The organism is Stieleria magnilauensis (assembly GCA_007753675.1).
In the GTDB taxonomy this organism is placed as follows: domain Bacteria; phylum Planctomycetota; class Planctomycetia; order Pirellulales; family Pirellulaceae; genus Stieleria; species Stieleria magnilauensis.
The window spans coordinates 7,084,172-7,100,236 of sequence record CP036432.1; the positions used below are offsets into that span (position 1 = coordinate 7,084,172).

General features: G+C 58.9%; 7 protein-coding genes. 4 read left to right on the forward strand and 3 right to left on the reverse strand.

Annotation, left to right across the window (positions count from 1 at the left end; translation table 11 throughout):
- Window positions 1-221: 221 nt before the first annotated feature.
- Window positions 222-2,186, reverse strand: a complete 1,965-nt coding sequence (hemE, locus tag TBK1r_RS25355) for a uroporphyrinogen decarboxylase (RefSeq protein ID WP_145217243.1) — start codon at window positions 2,184-2,186, stop codon at window positions 222-224.
- 141 nt (window positions 2,187-2,327) lie between these two features.
- Between hemE and trmB the strand changes: the two genes are divergently transcribed.
- Both trmB and dnaE read left to right on the forward strand, forming a co-directional pair.
- The gene (gene trmB / locus TBK1r_RS25360) at window positions 2,328-3,032 is read left to right on the forward strand and encodes a tRNA (guanosine(46)-N7)-methyltransferase TrmB (protein ID WP_145217245.1); all 705 of its coding nucleotides are present in this window, start codon (window positions 2,328-2,330) and stop codon (window positions 3,030-3,032) included.
- A 268-nt stretch (window positions 3,033-3,300) separates the two neighbouring features.
- Window positions 3,301-8,217: a DNA polymerase III subunit alpha gene (gene dnaE / locus TBK1r_RS25365; protein ID WP_145217247.1), complete on the forward strand. Its 4,917-nt coding sequence runs from the start codon at window positions 3,301-3,303 to the stop codon at window positions 8,215-8,217.
- Between the two features lie 211 nt (window positions 8,218-8,428).
- Here dnaE and TBK1r_RS25370 read toward each other — a convergent pair whose 3' ends face one another.
- Window positions 8,429-9,313, reverse strand: a complete 885-nt coding sequence (locus tag TBK1r_RS25370; protein ID WP_145217249.1) for an Rpn family recombination-promoting nuclease/putative transposase — start codon at window positions 9,311-9,313, stop codon at window positions 8,429-8,431.
- 283 nt (window positions 9,314-9,596) lie between these two features.
- Window positions 9,597-10,784, reverse strand: a complete 1,188-nt coding sequence (locus TBK1r_RS25375) for a hypothetical protein (protein WP_145217251.1) — start codon at window positions 10,782-10,784, stop codon at window positions 9,597-9,599.
- A 503-nt stretch (window positions 10,785-11,287) separates the two neighbouring features.
- Between TBK1r_RS25375 and dnaG the strand changes: the two genes are divergently transcribed.
- A complete protein-coding gene (gene dnaG, locus TBK1r_RS25380; protein ID WP_419580384.1) occupies window positions 11,288-13,372 on the forward strand; it encodes a DNA primase in 2,085 nt (694 codons plus the stop codon).
- 142 nt (window positions 13,373-13,514) lie between these two features.
- Complete coding sequence (locus tag TBK1r_RS25385; protein ID WP_145217253.1) at window positions 13,515-15,215, forward strand: sigma-70 family RNA polymerase sigma factor; 1,701 nt, start codon at window positions 13,515-13,517, stop codon at window positions 15,213-15,215.
- Window positions 15,216-16,065: the final 850 nt, after the last annotated feature.

Sequence of the window (16,065 nt, forward strand, 5' to 3'; positions counted from 1 at the left end):
AACAAACCGCCACCAAGGATATTATCGACCTCAAAGGCAGCACCCATTATCGCGTATCCTTCATTGGCAAACGGTTGACTTTCTCCTGTCATCACAGCTCCCCAATTCGCGAATTACGGTTCTTTTCCCATAAAAATCCAATGAGTGTCCTGAGCGTTTTCACTCTCGCATTAGCGTTCATCAGTGTTCATTAGCGGTTTCAAAATTCCTCGCCAACCACGCTACCGCGCGCTGAGCTCTTTGACGGTTTCGACCAGCGCGATGGCGTTTTCGACGGGGGTTTCTTTGAACACGCCGTGACCGAGGTTGAAGATGTGGCCCTTGCGTCCGGCGACGCTGTCGAGCAGGTCTGCTGCCCGCGTTCGAATTACATCGGGATCGGCCAACAGCACCGCCGGATCGAGGTTTCCTTGCACACTCTTGTCGCGGCCGATGCGATCCCAGGCCACGGGCAGCGGGATCCGCCAATCGACACCGACCACCGTCCGGCTGTCGCCCCGAAGCAAAGGCAACAACTCGGGATTTCCGGTGGCGAAATTGATCACCGGCACGCCGGGCGCGATCCCCGCGATGATCTGATTCATCCACGGCAACACGAACTCGCTGTATTCGATCGGCGACAGGCAGCCGGCCCAGCTGTCGAACAACTGCACGCACTGGGCTCCGGCGGCGATTTGATGGTTCAGGTAAACCGTGATCGCTTCGGACAGTGTGCTCATCAATTCCGCCCAGGCGCCGCCGCCGGACTGCGAAACCGATTCGTACATCAACTTCTTCGTGTTCGTGTAAACCTTGCTGCCGCCGCCTTCGATCGCATAGCTGGCCAACGTGAACGGCGATCCGGCAAACCCGATCAACGGGATTCCCTCGGGCAGATCGGCACGGGTTTGTCGCACCGTTTCATACACGAACCCCAGCGACTGGGGATCGTCCAAGCGTTTTAGTCGCGTCAGGTCGTCACTGCTGCGAATCGGGTTGTGGATCACCGGCCCGTCGCCGGCGACGAATTCCAGATCAAATCCGAGTGGCTGCAGCAGCGGCAACAGGTCCGAAAAGATGATCGCCGCATCGACGCCCAATCGGTCGACCGCGGTGCACATCACTTCGCTGCAAAGCGCCGGGTTGGCGCACAATTCCAGGAAACTCTGCTTGGCGCGGACTTCGCGATACTCGCTCATGTAACGTCCGGCTTGCCGCATCAACCAGATCGGCGTGCGCTCGGTCGGTTCACCGCGACAGGCTTTCAGGAACAGACTGTCGTGCGACGGGTGCTTTTCCGCCGTCGCGGGCGACTCGGTGACGAACGAAATTGATTGTTGAATCTTTTCGTCGGTTTCCTTCAATCGTTTTTTAGCGGCAACCAGCTGCGCGGAACGTCTTGCCGATTCGACGACCAGGTGGCCCATCTTGGGATGCGACGGTTCCAGGTCGGCGTGCAGGTCACATTCGGCCAACATTTGCGACGTCGTCGGACCGATCGACGCGATCGCGGTAGTCCGCAATCCCGATCGCAATTGATCGGTGATGCCCATCGTTTCGGCCATCCGCATCATGTTGACGATCTGGTGGGCACTGGTCAGCAGCAACAGGTCACGCTGCCCGTCGGCGAGGGCCTGGATGTTTTCTCGCAGCGGATCGGTTTGCTCGGGAAAGTCCCAGCCATACACGCGAACCGGTTGCACCGATGCGCCACGGGCTTCCAATCCGGCGACCAGCGAGGCGTTGGAGATGCCGTATTCCTGCAGCCCGATTTCTTGATTGGCGACGGCCAGTTTGTGGTCGTCGATGTAACGCAAGATCTCACGCCACGTGTTCGGTTCGCCGATCCGGTGTGTCGCTTTTACCCCCGCCTCGCGCAGCGCCGCGACGGGTTTGGGGCCGCGGCAGATGGTGGTGATGTCGGAGAGCGAATCGAGGAAACGCTGCGTGTTGACGTGTTTTTCGATCGAACGCATCAGAAAGCGAAATCCGACGCCGGTCATGAAAATCACGGTGCTGATTTCGCCGGTCATCACGCGATAGGCAAAATCGATGGCCGCCCGGTTCGGCTCGATCGGCACCTCTCGCATCGAGGGGCTCACGTGGGGGACGCCGCCGTGCCGCTCGATCAGTCGTCGCATGTCGTCGCCGCGGCGGCTTTCCAAGGAAGCGACGTGGAGGCCGGCGAAATCAGCGTCATTGGGCATGGGTCGTTTTTCGTACTGTTCAGGTGGAGAGCGGTGGGCACCAGGATCCGTGGCGGCATTGTAGACGTTTTCGCTGTCGTTACGATTACCTCTTGACGACCAATTGACATCATCCCCCGCCGACCGGTTCCGATTTTTCCGATGCCCCGCAGCCCCATTCGCGCCCCGAAACCGACGCTCGATTTGACCGACCATTTGTTCGTTTTTCGCCAGCCCATTCCGGGCGAATTGGCTTCGGGAAGCGACACCGGATCGGAAATCCCATTCCCGCCGGTGCCCGAGACGATCCGCAGTGAAACGGTTTTCGATAACGACCGCCCGCTGGAAATCGAAGTCGGTAGCGGAAAAGGGCTGTTTCTGACCAACGAGTCGGGGCGAAATCCCGAGCACAATTTTTTGGGCATCGAAATCATCCACAAATACGCCAAACACTCCGCGGCGCGATTGGTCAAAGCGGGTCGATCCAATGCCAAGATGATTTCCGGCAACGCCGAGCCGCTGCTCGCAGATCGCGTGCCCGCCGGATCACTCGAAGCGGTGCACGTTTATTTCCCCGACCCCTGGTGGAAAAAACGGCATCGCAAGCGGCGGGTCGTCAACGAGGGCAGCGTCCAAAGTTTTTTGGCTGCACTGCGCCCCGGCGGCCGGTTCCATTTTTGGACCGACGTGCTGGACTACTTCGAAGCCACCATCGAGATGATTGCGGAAATCGCCCCGGAATTCGGCGTGCCAATCCCCGAAGAAAAAGCGCCCTCGTCGCACGACCTGGACTACCGGACGCATTTCGAACGCCGCAGCCGTCAGAATCAGATCCCGGTGTATCGGGTCCGGTACGAAAAAAAGTGAGCGGGTGGGAGGCAGAATGATTCGGGGCAGAATGATGGGGGGCAAAACGATGGGGGCAAAACGATGATTGGGGAACGAAAACTTTCGTGTTGGGTACGCCTATGGATTTCTCTAAATCCAGGACCAGAAAACAGCAGATTGATCGTTTTGCCCCGATCGTTTTGCCCCCTCTTACTTCCGGTCCGTCCGATTATCGGAGCTGAATCAGACTGCTAGAATACCGGTCAATCGTGCCCCAGCCAGCCACCCACGGAAGAGCCCTTTTCGCATGTCGGACAACGCCAGCAACGACTCCATCGTCACGCCCGCCAAGCCCTTCGTCCACCTGCATTGTCACAGCCACTACAGTTTGCTGGACGGTGCCGGTGACATCAAACGTCTGGTCAACCGCGCCGTCGATCATGGGATGAACGCGTTGGCGTTGACCGATCACGGCAACCTGCACGGGGCGCTGGAATTCTATCGCGCGGCCAAAGGCGCCGGCATCAACCCGATCATCGGTTACGAAGCCTACATCGCCCCGGGCAGCCGTTTCGACAAGGGCGGCGCCGGACGCAGCAAAGACGCCAGCTATCACCTGACGCTGCTGGCCAAAAACCGTACCGGTTTCAAGAACCTGATCAAGCTGGCCAGTGCGGCGTCCTTGGAAGGATTTTATTTCAAACCGCGAATCGATAAAGAAATCCTGCAGACGTTCAACGAAGGCATCATCTGCTTGTCGGGATGCGTGAGCAGTGAATTCAGCCGCACGGTGATGAAAGCCAGTGACACCGGCGAACACGAGAAGGAGGCGATGGAGATCGCCGGCTGGTTCCACAAGGTGTTCGGCGACCGCTACTTCATCGAAGTGATGAACAACGGCTTGGACATCCAACGCATGCAACTCGAAGGCGCCGTCGACATCGCCAACAAGATGGGATTGCCCGTCGTCACGACCAGTGATTGTCACTACGTCAATCAGGAAGACGCCGAAGCCCAAGACATCATGCTGTGCATCAACACCGGTCGTTTCCGAACGGACACGTCGCGGATGAAGATGGAGAACGATCAGTTCTTCCTGCGCAGCCCCGAACAGATGTACGAGCATTTTCCCGGCATGGAAGACTGCGTCGCGCGAAGCCAGGAAATCGCCGACAGCGTCGACATCGATATCGAATTGGGCAAGTACTACTTCCCCAAGTTCGAATGCCCCAACGAGATGAAGCCGATCGACTATCTGCGCGAGCTTTGCATCAAGGGGTTGCTGGAACGCTACGAAGGCGACGACGAACGGATCGTCGACGGCAAGCTGTCTGACGAAGTGATGGCACGGCTGGATCGGGAACTCGGCGTCATCGAAAAACTGAACTATCCGACGTACTTCCTGATCGTCTGGGATTTCGTCATCCACGCTCGCAACAAGGGGATCTCGGCGACCGCGCGGGGCAGCGGAGTGGGCGCCATCGTGTGTTACGCCCTGTACATGTCGCACGTTTGTCCGCTGCGTTACGACCTGCTGTTCGAACGGTTTTTGGACGAAAGCCGGACCGAGCCGCCGGATATCGATATCGACTTCGAAAAAGAACGTCGCGTCGAAGTCATCGAGTATGTGAAAGAACGCTACGGCAGCGAGAACGTTTGCCAGATCGGAACGTTCGGAACGCTGGCCGCACGGGCGGCGATCAAAGATACCGGGCGGGCGTTGGGGATTCCCCTGTCACGCGTCAACCAGATCACCGAGATGGTGCCCGATGAGCTGAAGATCACGATCAAGAAAGCGTTGGAAAAGAGCGCGGACTTGAAACAAACCTATGACGGTGATCCGGAGATCCGCGAGCTGTTGGATCTGGCGATGAAGATCGAAGGTCTGGCGCGCAACGTCGGCACCCACGCCGCGGCCGTCGTGATCGCCGACAAGCCACTCTCGGAATACGTTCCGCTGACGCGTGTGCCCGGCAAACAAGACGTCATCACCCAGTGGTCGATGAACGACGTCGAAGCCAGCGGTTTGCTGAAGATGGACTTTTTGGGGCTGCGCAACCTGACGATGCTCAGCCGGTCGGTGAAATTCATCAAACAGACGACGGGCAAAGACGTCGATCCGCTGAAGTTTCCGCTCGACGACAAAGCCACCTACGCGCTGCTGCAACGGGGTGAAACGAAGGGCGTGTTCCAATTGGAATCCGGCGGGATTCGTGACCTGCTGACGCGGATGAAGCCCGACTGTTTCCACGACATCATCGCCACCGCCGCGTTGTATCGTCCCGGACCGCTCGAAGGCGGCATGGTCGACGACTATGTGAACATCAAACACGGTCGGCAGAGTCCGGAATACAAGCACCCGGTCTTGAAAGAGATCCTGGAAGAAACCAACAGCATCATGGTTTACCAGGAACAGGTGATGCGGATCCTCAACCGCCTCGGCGGCGTCCCGCTGGCCAAGGCGTACACGTGTATTAAAGCGATCAGTAAAAAGAAAGAAGCGCTGATCAACCAAAACCAGGAGGTGTTCTTAAAGGGCGCCGTCGAAAGCGGGCTCGCCCAAAAAGACGCCGAAGACATCTGGAACCTGATCGTCAAGTTTGCCGGTTACGGATTCAATAAATGCGTCGTCGGCGAAACGGAAGTGATCGACGCGGTCACGGGAGAATCGACAACCGTCGAAGAACTTTTCCAGAGCAAACGGGAGTTCACGATCCATGCCCTGAACGACCGCCAGAAACTGGTGCCGCGAAAGGTCACCGATGTCGTTTGGAATGGCGTTCGTCAAACGTTCACCGTCACCACGCGCACCGGACGTCAAATCACAGCGACGGGCAACCACCCGATGAAGACCTTCGATGGCTGGACGAACATCGACGATCTGAACGTCGGAGACAAGATCGCGGTCGCTCGAACGATCGAACCGATGCAGACGGTCCAGTGGTCCGATCACGAAGTGATCACTTTGGGATGGCTGATCGCAGAAGGAAATCTTTGCCACCCGACCTGTTTGTACTTCTATTCGAATTCGCAGTCGCAAGTCGACGATTTTGTCTACCATTCGGAGCAATTCGACGAGACATCGGCGCGAAGCGACTACCGCAGCGACGGTCGTATCGAAGTCTGTCTGTCGACCGGGCGTGATACACGACTGGGCAGTTTGGACCACGATGGGGTTGGAACCGCCGTCGCCGCAAAACGCATCACCGGGCTGCGGTGCGGTGCGTATGCCTGGGTTCAGTCGCTCGGGCTGACAGGAAAGAAAGCCACCGAGAAACACCTCCCCAGAGCGGTGTTCCAATTCGATCAGCGTCAGACGGCATTGCTTTTGGGAAGGCTTTGGGCCGGTGATGGATATGTCGAACAACCGTCGCAACAATCCTATTATGCGACTTCATCCTTACAGCTTGCCCACGACGTCCAGACGCTTTTGCAACGTTTGGGAATTGTTTCTCGGGTCACCGAAAAGTCATTCGCCTACGCGGGACGGGCCGACGGAAAGCCAAGGAACGGTTACACGGTTCATCTGATCGGCCACGAATCGCGGCTGAAGTTTCTTCACACCGTCGGCCCGCAGATCGTTGACAAACAAGCAGCTGTGATGTCAGCGCTTGATCGCATCGATGCCGGCGAAGCGAAAACGACCGGAGACTTGGTGCCGGTCGCGGTGCGCTCGCTCGTTGCGGAGGAACGCGTTCGTCGAGAGATTCCGTGGCGCGAACTGGAGTCGCAAAGCGGTGTTTCGATTCGTGAGTTCTGTCGCACGGGGCAATCCTCCAAGCGAGGCTTTCAACGCTCGACGGTCCAGCGTCTGGCTGACTTCTTTGACTCGGAATCCCTCGCCGATCACGCTCAAAGCGATCTTTTCTGGGACGACATCGTTTCCATTGAGCCTGCCGATGTGGTGGATGTCTACGACTTGACTGTCGAGAACGATCACAACTTCGTGGCCAACGGATTGGTCGTCCATAATTCGCATAGTACCGCCTATGCCCTGGTTGCTTTCCAAACCGCCTACCTGAAGGCGCATTATCCGGTGGAGTTCATGGCGTCGCTGTTGTCCAGCGACATCGATGGTCGAAACTTCAAACGGAAAGACGCACTGGTCGAGCACATGGAGGACTGCGATCGGATGGGCATCGAAGTGGTGCCGCCGAGTGTGAACACGTCCGAAGCCGACTTCAGCGTCGCCGACGGCAAGATTCACTTCGCCCTGTCGGCGATCAAAGCCTGTGGCGGATCGACTGCGATCTCGATCGAACAGGAACGAAAGAAGAATGGTCCTTTCAAAGACATCTTCGATTTCTGTGAACGCGTCGATCCGCACGCCTGTAACAAGTCCGCCATCGAAACGCTGGTCAAAGCCGGCGCGATGGATTGTTTCGGCGCCAAACGCAGCCAGTTGGTCGCCGTGATCGAAAAAGCGATGCAGGCCGGAGCCGCCGTGCAAGCCGACAAGAAGAGCGGCCAAGCCAGCCTGTTCGGTGCGTTCGAAGAAGAAGAGGAAGCTGCCGGAGGTGCACCCGCGGTCGTGCTGCCCGAGATGGATGAATGGCCCGACCGCGAAAAACTGGGCAATGAAAAAGAGGTCCTGGGCTATTACCTGGATTCCCACCCGTTGGCCGAGTACGAGCCGAAACTGGCGACGTTCCGCACGCACACGACCGACTCGCTGTCCGAAATCCAGGATCGGGGCGAGGTGATTTTGGGCGGCATGATCAGTTCGATCAAAATCGCCCACACCAAAAACCCCAAACCGGGAGCACCGTCCAAGTACGCCAACTTTGATTTGGAAGACATGCAGGGTGCGATCCGCTGCATCCTCTGGCCACGTGGCTTTGCCGATCATGGCGAAAAGGTAATCCCCGACGCGGTGGTGTTGGCCAAAGGCAAAGTCGACCGGCGGGGTGGGGGCGATGAAGCCAACTTGATCATCGACGAACTCATTCCGCTCGATGACCTCGACAATCGCTACACGCACGGCATGCGCATCCGGTTGGACGAAGCCAAACACGACGGGCAGACGATCTCGCGTCTACGGGAGATCGTCCGCGGCTATCCCGGCAACCAAGAATTGCTGTTCAGCATGAAGCTTGTCGAAGGCGAATTGGTCCACCTGAAAGCCGACAAGTTCAAAGTCCAAGTGACCCCCGAAATGCGATCGCGGATCGATGACCTCCTCGGCTCAGGGAATTACCGCTTGATGATGAGCAAGCCACGCTAACGCGCCTTGTGCCCTATCGTGTTCGACACAAACTTGGCCCGTCTCAATCCTTCGGCAATCCAAGTTGCGGCAAATCAAGAGAAGTGGATCCACTGCTTCCAAGCCAGCCGGTGAATGAGGAGCAGCTCCAATTGCTGCTAGGTAGCCAATCGCCCCGATCAGTGGAGTACCGATCAGTGGAGTACCGATCAGTGGAGTACGGTACAGACTTTCAGATGCGCTCACGAAGCTGACGCGTCAACTGGGCTTCCATTGCAGCAAGCTCCTCCAATGAGCGTCGTCGCAGATCTTCGATCGTTGATTCTGCGACGCCTGCAAGCGATTGAAGCACTCTTACCCTGCCAATTGCTTCACCTCGAGCTTCACCTCGAGCTTCACCACGTTCCTCCGCCGCCTCCAGACGCGCTTGCTCGTCACGCTGCATCTTCAAACGTGATTCGTAGAATCGCTTATCTTCGGGGTTTCTGGCAATCATTTCCAATACTCCTATCGCTTCGGCAAAGACCGGATCGGGAAGCTGATGCCGCAGTTCGTCGGCTCTGGAAGTCGCCGCAAATCGGAAAAAGTGAAACCACTGACGGACCGGGTCGACGACCACGACATTATCCGCACCGGGCTCGTACTTTGGCAACTCTAAAAGGTGGATTTGCAGGCAATCTGTCAGCAATTCGCCGCTCAGGGTTCGAAGTTGGAAGTCGAGATGCAGAGGACTTGATTCGCGAAAGAGGATCGCATCAAGAACGCAAATCCCGATTGAAGGGCGTAGTTCCCGATAGCTGTCGCCCTCCTGGAGTTGTTCGACCAACTGGCTGGCCGCGTAGTAGGTCAGTCGCTCGGACAACCCAGCGGGAAGCGTCGTCTGGATCTCGATGTCGATGAACCGCCCGCGATCGTCCGTCGCCAAGACATCCAGAATCGATGCTTTGTCATCTTCAAAACTCTTTTCGATGATCGGATTTAGAATCTGCACATCGGTGATCGCCGGGTTCCCATCGAGGACGGCGTTGAGAAAGTGCAGTGTAATCGCGGGATGATCTGGGCTTCCCAGCAGTTGCTTGCAGGCAAAATCAACTTTCGGATCAATACCAATTGTCATGTCATGCAGTCCAATGCCGACGGGAAAGCGGTCAAGAGCGATTTTGGATCATGCGTCCAACGGCGCAATTCCACAAGTTGTGCCGGATCTCGCCACGCGCACAGGTGCATGCAGACGCTAGTGGAGATTGTAACGGCCCTATGGCGTCTAGCAGAGTATGACGCGATGATGATCAGTTGGGCGCCGGTGGGCAGGCCTCGTCGGCATCGTGCCTATGCAGCGCCTCGGGTCCCAGCGACACTCATCCCTCTCTCCTTGTCTCCTTGTCTCTCTCCCCTCTCGATCACTCCGACGCACCGCCGTCGCTTTGCTGCTGAGACTCACGGTGGCGGCGCAAGTTCTTGCTGACGCGTTGCAACAGCGCGCGGTCTTCGTGGCTGAGCCCCTTGGTGCCGTGCTGGCTGACGATCTGTAGCACTTGGTCCAAGCGGGCCGCGTCATTGGCTTCTTCGTGCTCGCGCCGCATCGCCGCGCGGACTCGTTTTCGCTTGTGACGCATCCGCACCGAGTCGATCCACTCACTCAGCCAAGGCGTCCGCACCGACGTGTCGTGACTGTCGGTGACATCACTGGCCCGCAATTCGGTGACGTCGAAGTGTCCCGCGATGGGGTCTGCAGCGGCGACGTGGATGGAGGTGATCCAGTCACGCAGATCGTTTTTATAGGTCGACACCCACAACAGGCCGGCCAGGAACAACAGGACCGGCCAACGGGGAAGGTGGACATCGCCGTCACCGATCAGGGTCGCGATCGCGATGACGACGGTGATCAGCGAGATCAATTGCAACAACCGACGCAGCAGTTTGAGTTGCAGGTCATCATTGGCCTCGGCGGCGAACAACGCGATCGCTGATGCGATGGCGCCACGGCCCAGGTTTTTCGGCAACGGATACGCCTGGCAGGCGGCTTGAATCCACAGCAACCAGGCGGCCGTCAAGTAGCTTTTCTCCACGGCGTCCAAACCCAAGCCCGGTGCGGCGAGTTCTTGCAGCCACAACGTGCCGTCGGCATAACCGGCCGTCCGCGTCAGCATGTGGACGGCCAAGCAGGAGGCTCCCAACATCACCAGTGCGGTCAACGAAAAACAAGCCGCCATCAGATTGGCAACCGCAGACCAGGGGTAGCGACGATACAGCGGATTGGCGGCCTCGACGCCCAGCAACCCGATCGTGATCGATTCGCTTTTGGCGTTCGTCCAGCGATGCAGCCCGAGTTGCACGAGCAGCTGGAGCCCCCAGCCGAAACACCAGATCGTCACGGCGGTCAGGGCGACCAGCGGCAGGTCACCGTTGCCTTCGCGGCCGTGGACCGTCGCGACGAGCCCCGCCAGGATCGCCAGCGCGACGAACACGGAATACGACAGGTACAACCGGATGCCGGCAATCGCTCCCAGCGGCATCGACCAATGGTCAGCCGGCTGGGGTTCAAAGGAGCCGCCCGGGCTCTGCGAATCGACGTCGAATGCGGGCATGGTCCGGACTGGGAAACAAGCGTTCCGGTGAGGGACGGGGTAGATTCAGGAGATTATACCGACGGGAAACCCGTTCTTCGTAACGGGATTCGGCAAAGTTCAGTGAAAAAGGGAACGGGACACAGGTTTAATCGTGCCCAAGGAAGCCGCGAGAAATTCGCGTGAAACTGATCTTGACGTGAAATCAGCCGATCGTGAAACTCCTCCAGCTCGTATGCGAAGCATCGCTCGTGCCCCCTCCTCTCCAGACGGGAGTGATCCCCGTCGGAGTCCGGTGGGCGGCGAGATTTGTTACGCTGCAACGGAGTGCGTGTGATCGAAATTTGCTCGAACGGCTTTCAGGAGAAAGTCTTTGCCGCGCGGCGGATGGAAAGGGTCTGTGAATTGGCCCCCTCGAATCCGCCCCACTCGGCACGAGTCGACCGATCCGGATGGTTTCGCCAATCCTGCGCGATTTCGGAATGAATTCGCAGGGACATTTTCAGCGAGTGGCTTTGTCCGCAATGATGGACCTGGACCTCAAAGAGCGAGTGCGTGCCGCCGTCGACCTTGTCGACGTCATCGGTGCGTCGTTGACGCTGGTCCCGAAAGGACGCATGCTGGCCGCCCAGTGCCCCTGGCACGACGACCGCTCGCCTTCGCTGACGGTCAACCGTGAACGCCAGACCTGGAAATGCTGGGTCTGTGACATCGGCGGAGACGTGTTCAGCTACGTGATGCGCCGCGACGGCGTCGATTTCGTCACCGCGCTGCGATCGCTGGCCGAACAAGCCGGGATCGAATACCAGACCGGCCCCAAGGTAGACGCCGGATCCAAGGACGACAAATCCACGTTGCTGGCCGCCGTCAAGCTGATTTGCGACGCCTATTTCGATCAGCTCGATGCGCCGGCAACCGACGACGCCAAGATCGCTCGTGACTACCTGGCCAGCCGCGGGATCGACGACGAACACCGACACCTGTTTCGGATCGGGTTCGCCCCGGACAGCTGGGACTTCGCCACCGGACTGCTCAAACGAAACAAGTTCCGCGCCGAGATCCCGGTCGCCGCCGGCGTCGCGCTCAACCGCCGCGGCGGAAACGGCAGCTACGACCTGTTCCGCGGTCGTTTGATGTTTCCGATTCACGACATGCAAAACCGCCCGATCTCGATGGGCGGCAGGGTGATCCCGGAGATCGCGGCGCGACACGGCGAGAACGCCGGCGGAAAGTACATCAACGGCCCGGAGACCAAACTGTTTCGAAAGTCGGAACAGCTGTACGGGTTGCAGCTCGCCAGGGAATCGATCCGCAAGGGCGGCCAGGCGCTGGTGATGGAAGGGTACACCGACGTCATCGCGGCGCGGCAATCGGGGATTGAGCCGGTCGTTGCCGTCCTCGGCACCGCGCTCGGTGAAGCCCATGTCCGCACCCTCAAACGACTGGCCGACCGCGTCGTGCTGGTGCTCGACGGCGATGCGGCCGGCCAACGCCGCGCCGACGAAGTGCTGGAATTGTTCATCAAGGCAGATGCGGACCTTCGCGTTCTGACGCTGCCCGATGCGATGGACCCGGCCGACTACCTGCATCAACACGGACGCGACGCGTTGGAGCAAATGGTTGCCGAGGCGCCCGACGCCCTGGAACACAAGCTGCGTTCCCTGACTGCGGGAATCGATGTCACGCATGACACCCACGCGGTGATGCAGGCGATCGACACAATGACCGGGATTCTGGCCAAAGCCCCGATGCTGGACCCGCTCAAACAAGATCAGATGATCCTGCGTCTTTCGCGGACCTTCGAAATCTCCCAGTCGCGGCTGGAAGATCGCCTGGAAAAGAAACGGGCCGAAGAGAAGGAGCGGAAACGCAAAGCGGCAAAATTTCGCGCCGCCGCCGGCACGGACTCGCGTTCCGGCGACGCCTCCGCCAGCCCCGCCGCACGAAATACCAGCCCCGCCGCACGAAATACCGGCCCCACCACACGAAACACGCCCCCGGCGCCGGTCGGATCGGCAACCGGACCGATCGACCCGAATCTATTGCTGGCCGAAGCCGCGGAAATGGATCTGGACGATCCATGGTCGATGGAGCATGCCGGGCCTGCCGCGACACCTGCCCCGACAACGAACGCGGCGACCGTTAAACCGAACCAGGATCGTGAGGTCCCGCTCAGCAGTTTTGATCGCGAGCTGTTTGAAGTGATGATCGAATCACCCGAGTTGGCCGGCCGGGCGGTCGAAGCGATCGATCCCGAATGGCTGGACACGCTGTCGGCAAAGATGATCTTGGCGGCCTACCAAGAACTGGATCTGCAGGGTCGTGAGCTGACCGTCGAAACCTTGCTGGCATTGATTGAAAATGAATTCCTGAAAAATGAAGTCGTCACGATGCAGTTTCGCCTGGCACAGCGTGAAGGAAAAATCACGCAAAGCCCCGAGCAGCGGTTCCAGTCTTTGCTAGAACAATTTCATCGGCGCGAAAACATTGCAGAAAAGCATCGACAAATCGCAAAACTTGAATCATTGGCCTTGGACGAAAACGAAGAGCTGGATCTACTAAAGCAGCTTTTCGATCGTGAGAAAGACCGTCAGCAAATTGACCATTAGGGAGGAGCTGAACGACCACGACCGAACGACGCCCGCAACGTCAAGCAAACAAAAGCACCGCGTCTGGATAAAAGCACCGACGCGGTGAAAAGGAACGACCCGCACGCCCATGATGGGCAACTCAAACATGAGGTTTTGAACAATGCTTTTGATGGATCGAAAACTTGCCGAATTGGTAGAGCGTAGTCACGAGCACGGATGCCTGACCTACGATGACATCAACGCCTACCTTCCCGATGAAGACGGCAGCCCGAAAAAGCTAAACAAGCTGATCGAAGTGATCGAGCGATTCGGGATCAAGCTGGTCGACGGACACAGCGCACCGGCCGCAACGACGCGGCGCCCCGAGCCCAATGTTCGTGGACTGCGCGATGTCGCCGACGGCGGCCCCGCAGCCGACGATGACGACGACCAAATGCCCGGTGCCGCGGCTGCCGAAGAACTGGCGAGCGTCGACATGCCCAGGGCGAGTGACGATCCGATTCGCATGTACCTGAGCCAAATGGCCGAGATCCCGTTGCTGGGGCGCGACCAAGAAATCTCGCTGGCAAAAAAGATCGAAGTCACCCGGCGACAATTCCGACGCTGCTTGCTGGAATCCGACTACGCCTTGCGTCACACCGTCGAAGTGCTGCATCGCGTCCACGAAGGTGAACTGCCCTTCGATCGAACCATCAAGGTCTCGCTGACCGAGCACCTGACCAAAGAACAGATTTCCGCCCGGATGCCACACAACCTGCGGACGCTCGATCACCTGATCGCTCAAAATCGCGAAGACTTTGAAGCGTTGGCTCGCAAGAGCACCCCGCCACGACTGAAGGCCGAAGTCCGACGCCGATTCATCGCCCGTCGCCGCAAAGCGTTGGAACTGGTCGAGGAGCTGAGTCTGCGGAGCCGACGCGTCACCCCGATGCTGGAACGGCTGGAAGAGTTTTCAAAACGCATGAACTACATCCGCACCCGCTTGGCCGAACTCGGCAACGATGCGATCAGCCGCGACGAAGCCGCCGATCTGCGACAAGAGCTGCGTGAGCTGATGATGTTGACGCAGGAGACGCCCGAAAGCTTGCACAAACGTGTGACCAAAGCACGCGAGCATTTTGAACGATTCGAAGCCACCAAACGCGAACTCAGCAGCGGCAACCTGCGGTTGGTCGTTTCGATCGCCAAGAAATACCGCAACCGTGGACTGTCGTTCTTGGATCTGATCCAGGAAGGCAACACGGGGCTGATGCGTGCGGTCGACAAGTACGAGTATCGACGCGGATTCAAGTTTAGCACCTACGCGACCTGGTGGATTCGTCAAGCGATCACGCGGGCGATCGCCGACCAGGCACGCACCATCCGAATTCCCGTTCACATGATCGACGTGTTGAGCAAACTGCGTCAGGCGCAAAAGAAACTGACCCAGCAACTCAAACGGGAACCGTCGTACGAAGAAATCGCCGAGCTGACCGAAGTGCCGTTGGAAGAAGTCCAGCGTGTGATGGACATCGGCCGGCACCCGGTCAGCCTGGATCGCCCCGTCGGCGAAGGCGAAGACAGTAGCTTTGGCGAGTTCGTCGAAGACAACGATAGCCTGAACCCGGTGCACATGGCCTCCGGCGGAATCCTGCGTGGAAAGATCGACGAACTGCTCAAGACGTTGACGTATCGAGAACGCGAAATCATCCGTTTGCGTTACGGCCTGGTCGATGGCTACAGCTACACGCTGGAAGAATGCGGTCGGATCTTCAAGGTCACGCGTGAACGTGTCCGGCAGATCGAAGCCAAGGCCGTCGCAAAGCTGCAAAGCCCCAGCCGCGCCGATCGACTCGCGTCGTTCATCAAGGTCGCCGCGTAACGGCCCCTCGCCGCATCGCCGCGCACCCGACTTGCCGATGCTCGCTGCTCCGCAGCGACCGGAATGCGCCTCAAGGCTGGACACCAACACGCGCTGGTGTGCAGGCTTTAGCCGCCCGTCTTGCTGCTTCGCAGCGCGTGGGGATGCGCCTCATGGCTGGACACCAACACGCGCTGGTGTGCAGGCTTCAGCCGCCCGTCTTGCTGCTTCGCAGCGCGTGGGGATGCGCCTCATGGCTGGACACCAACACGCGCTGGTGTGCAGGCTTCAGCCGCCCATCTTGCTGCTTCGCAGCGCGTAAGGATGCGCCTAAAGGCTGGACACCAACGTGCGCTGGTGTGCAGGCTTTAGCCGCCCGTCTTGCTGCTTCGCAGCGCGAGAGGATGCGCCTGAAGACTGGACACCAACGTGCGCTGGTGTGCAGGCTTTAGCCGCCCGTCTTGCTGCTTCGCAGCGCGTGGGGATACGCCTCATGGCTGGACACCAACACGCGCTGGTGTGCAGGCTTTAGCCGCCCGTCTTGCTGCTCCGCAGCGCGTAAGGATGCGCCTAAAGGCTGGACACCAACACGCGCTGGTGTGCAGGCTTTAGCCGCCCGTCTTGCTGCTCCGCAGCGCGTAAGGATGCGCCTCAAGGCTGGACACCAACGTGCGCTGGTGTGCAGGCTTTAGCCGCCCGTCTTGCTGCTTCGCAGCGCGTGGGGATGCGCCTAAAGGCTGGACACCAACATGCGCTGGTGTGCAGGCTTCAGCCGCCCGTCTTGCTGCTTCGCAGCGCGTGGGGATGCGCCTCAAGACTGGACACCAACCTGCAGGCGATCTCTCCGCACAGACGGCAGCTGACACTCGGG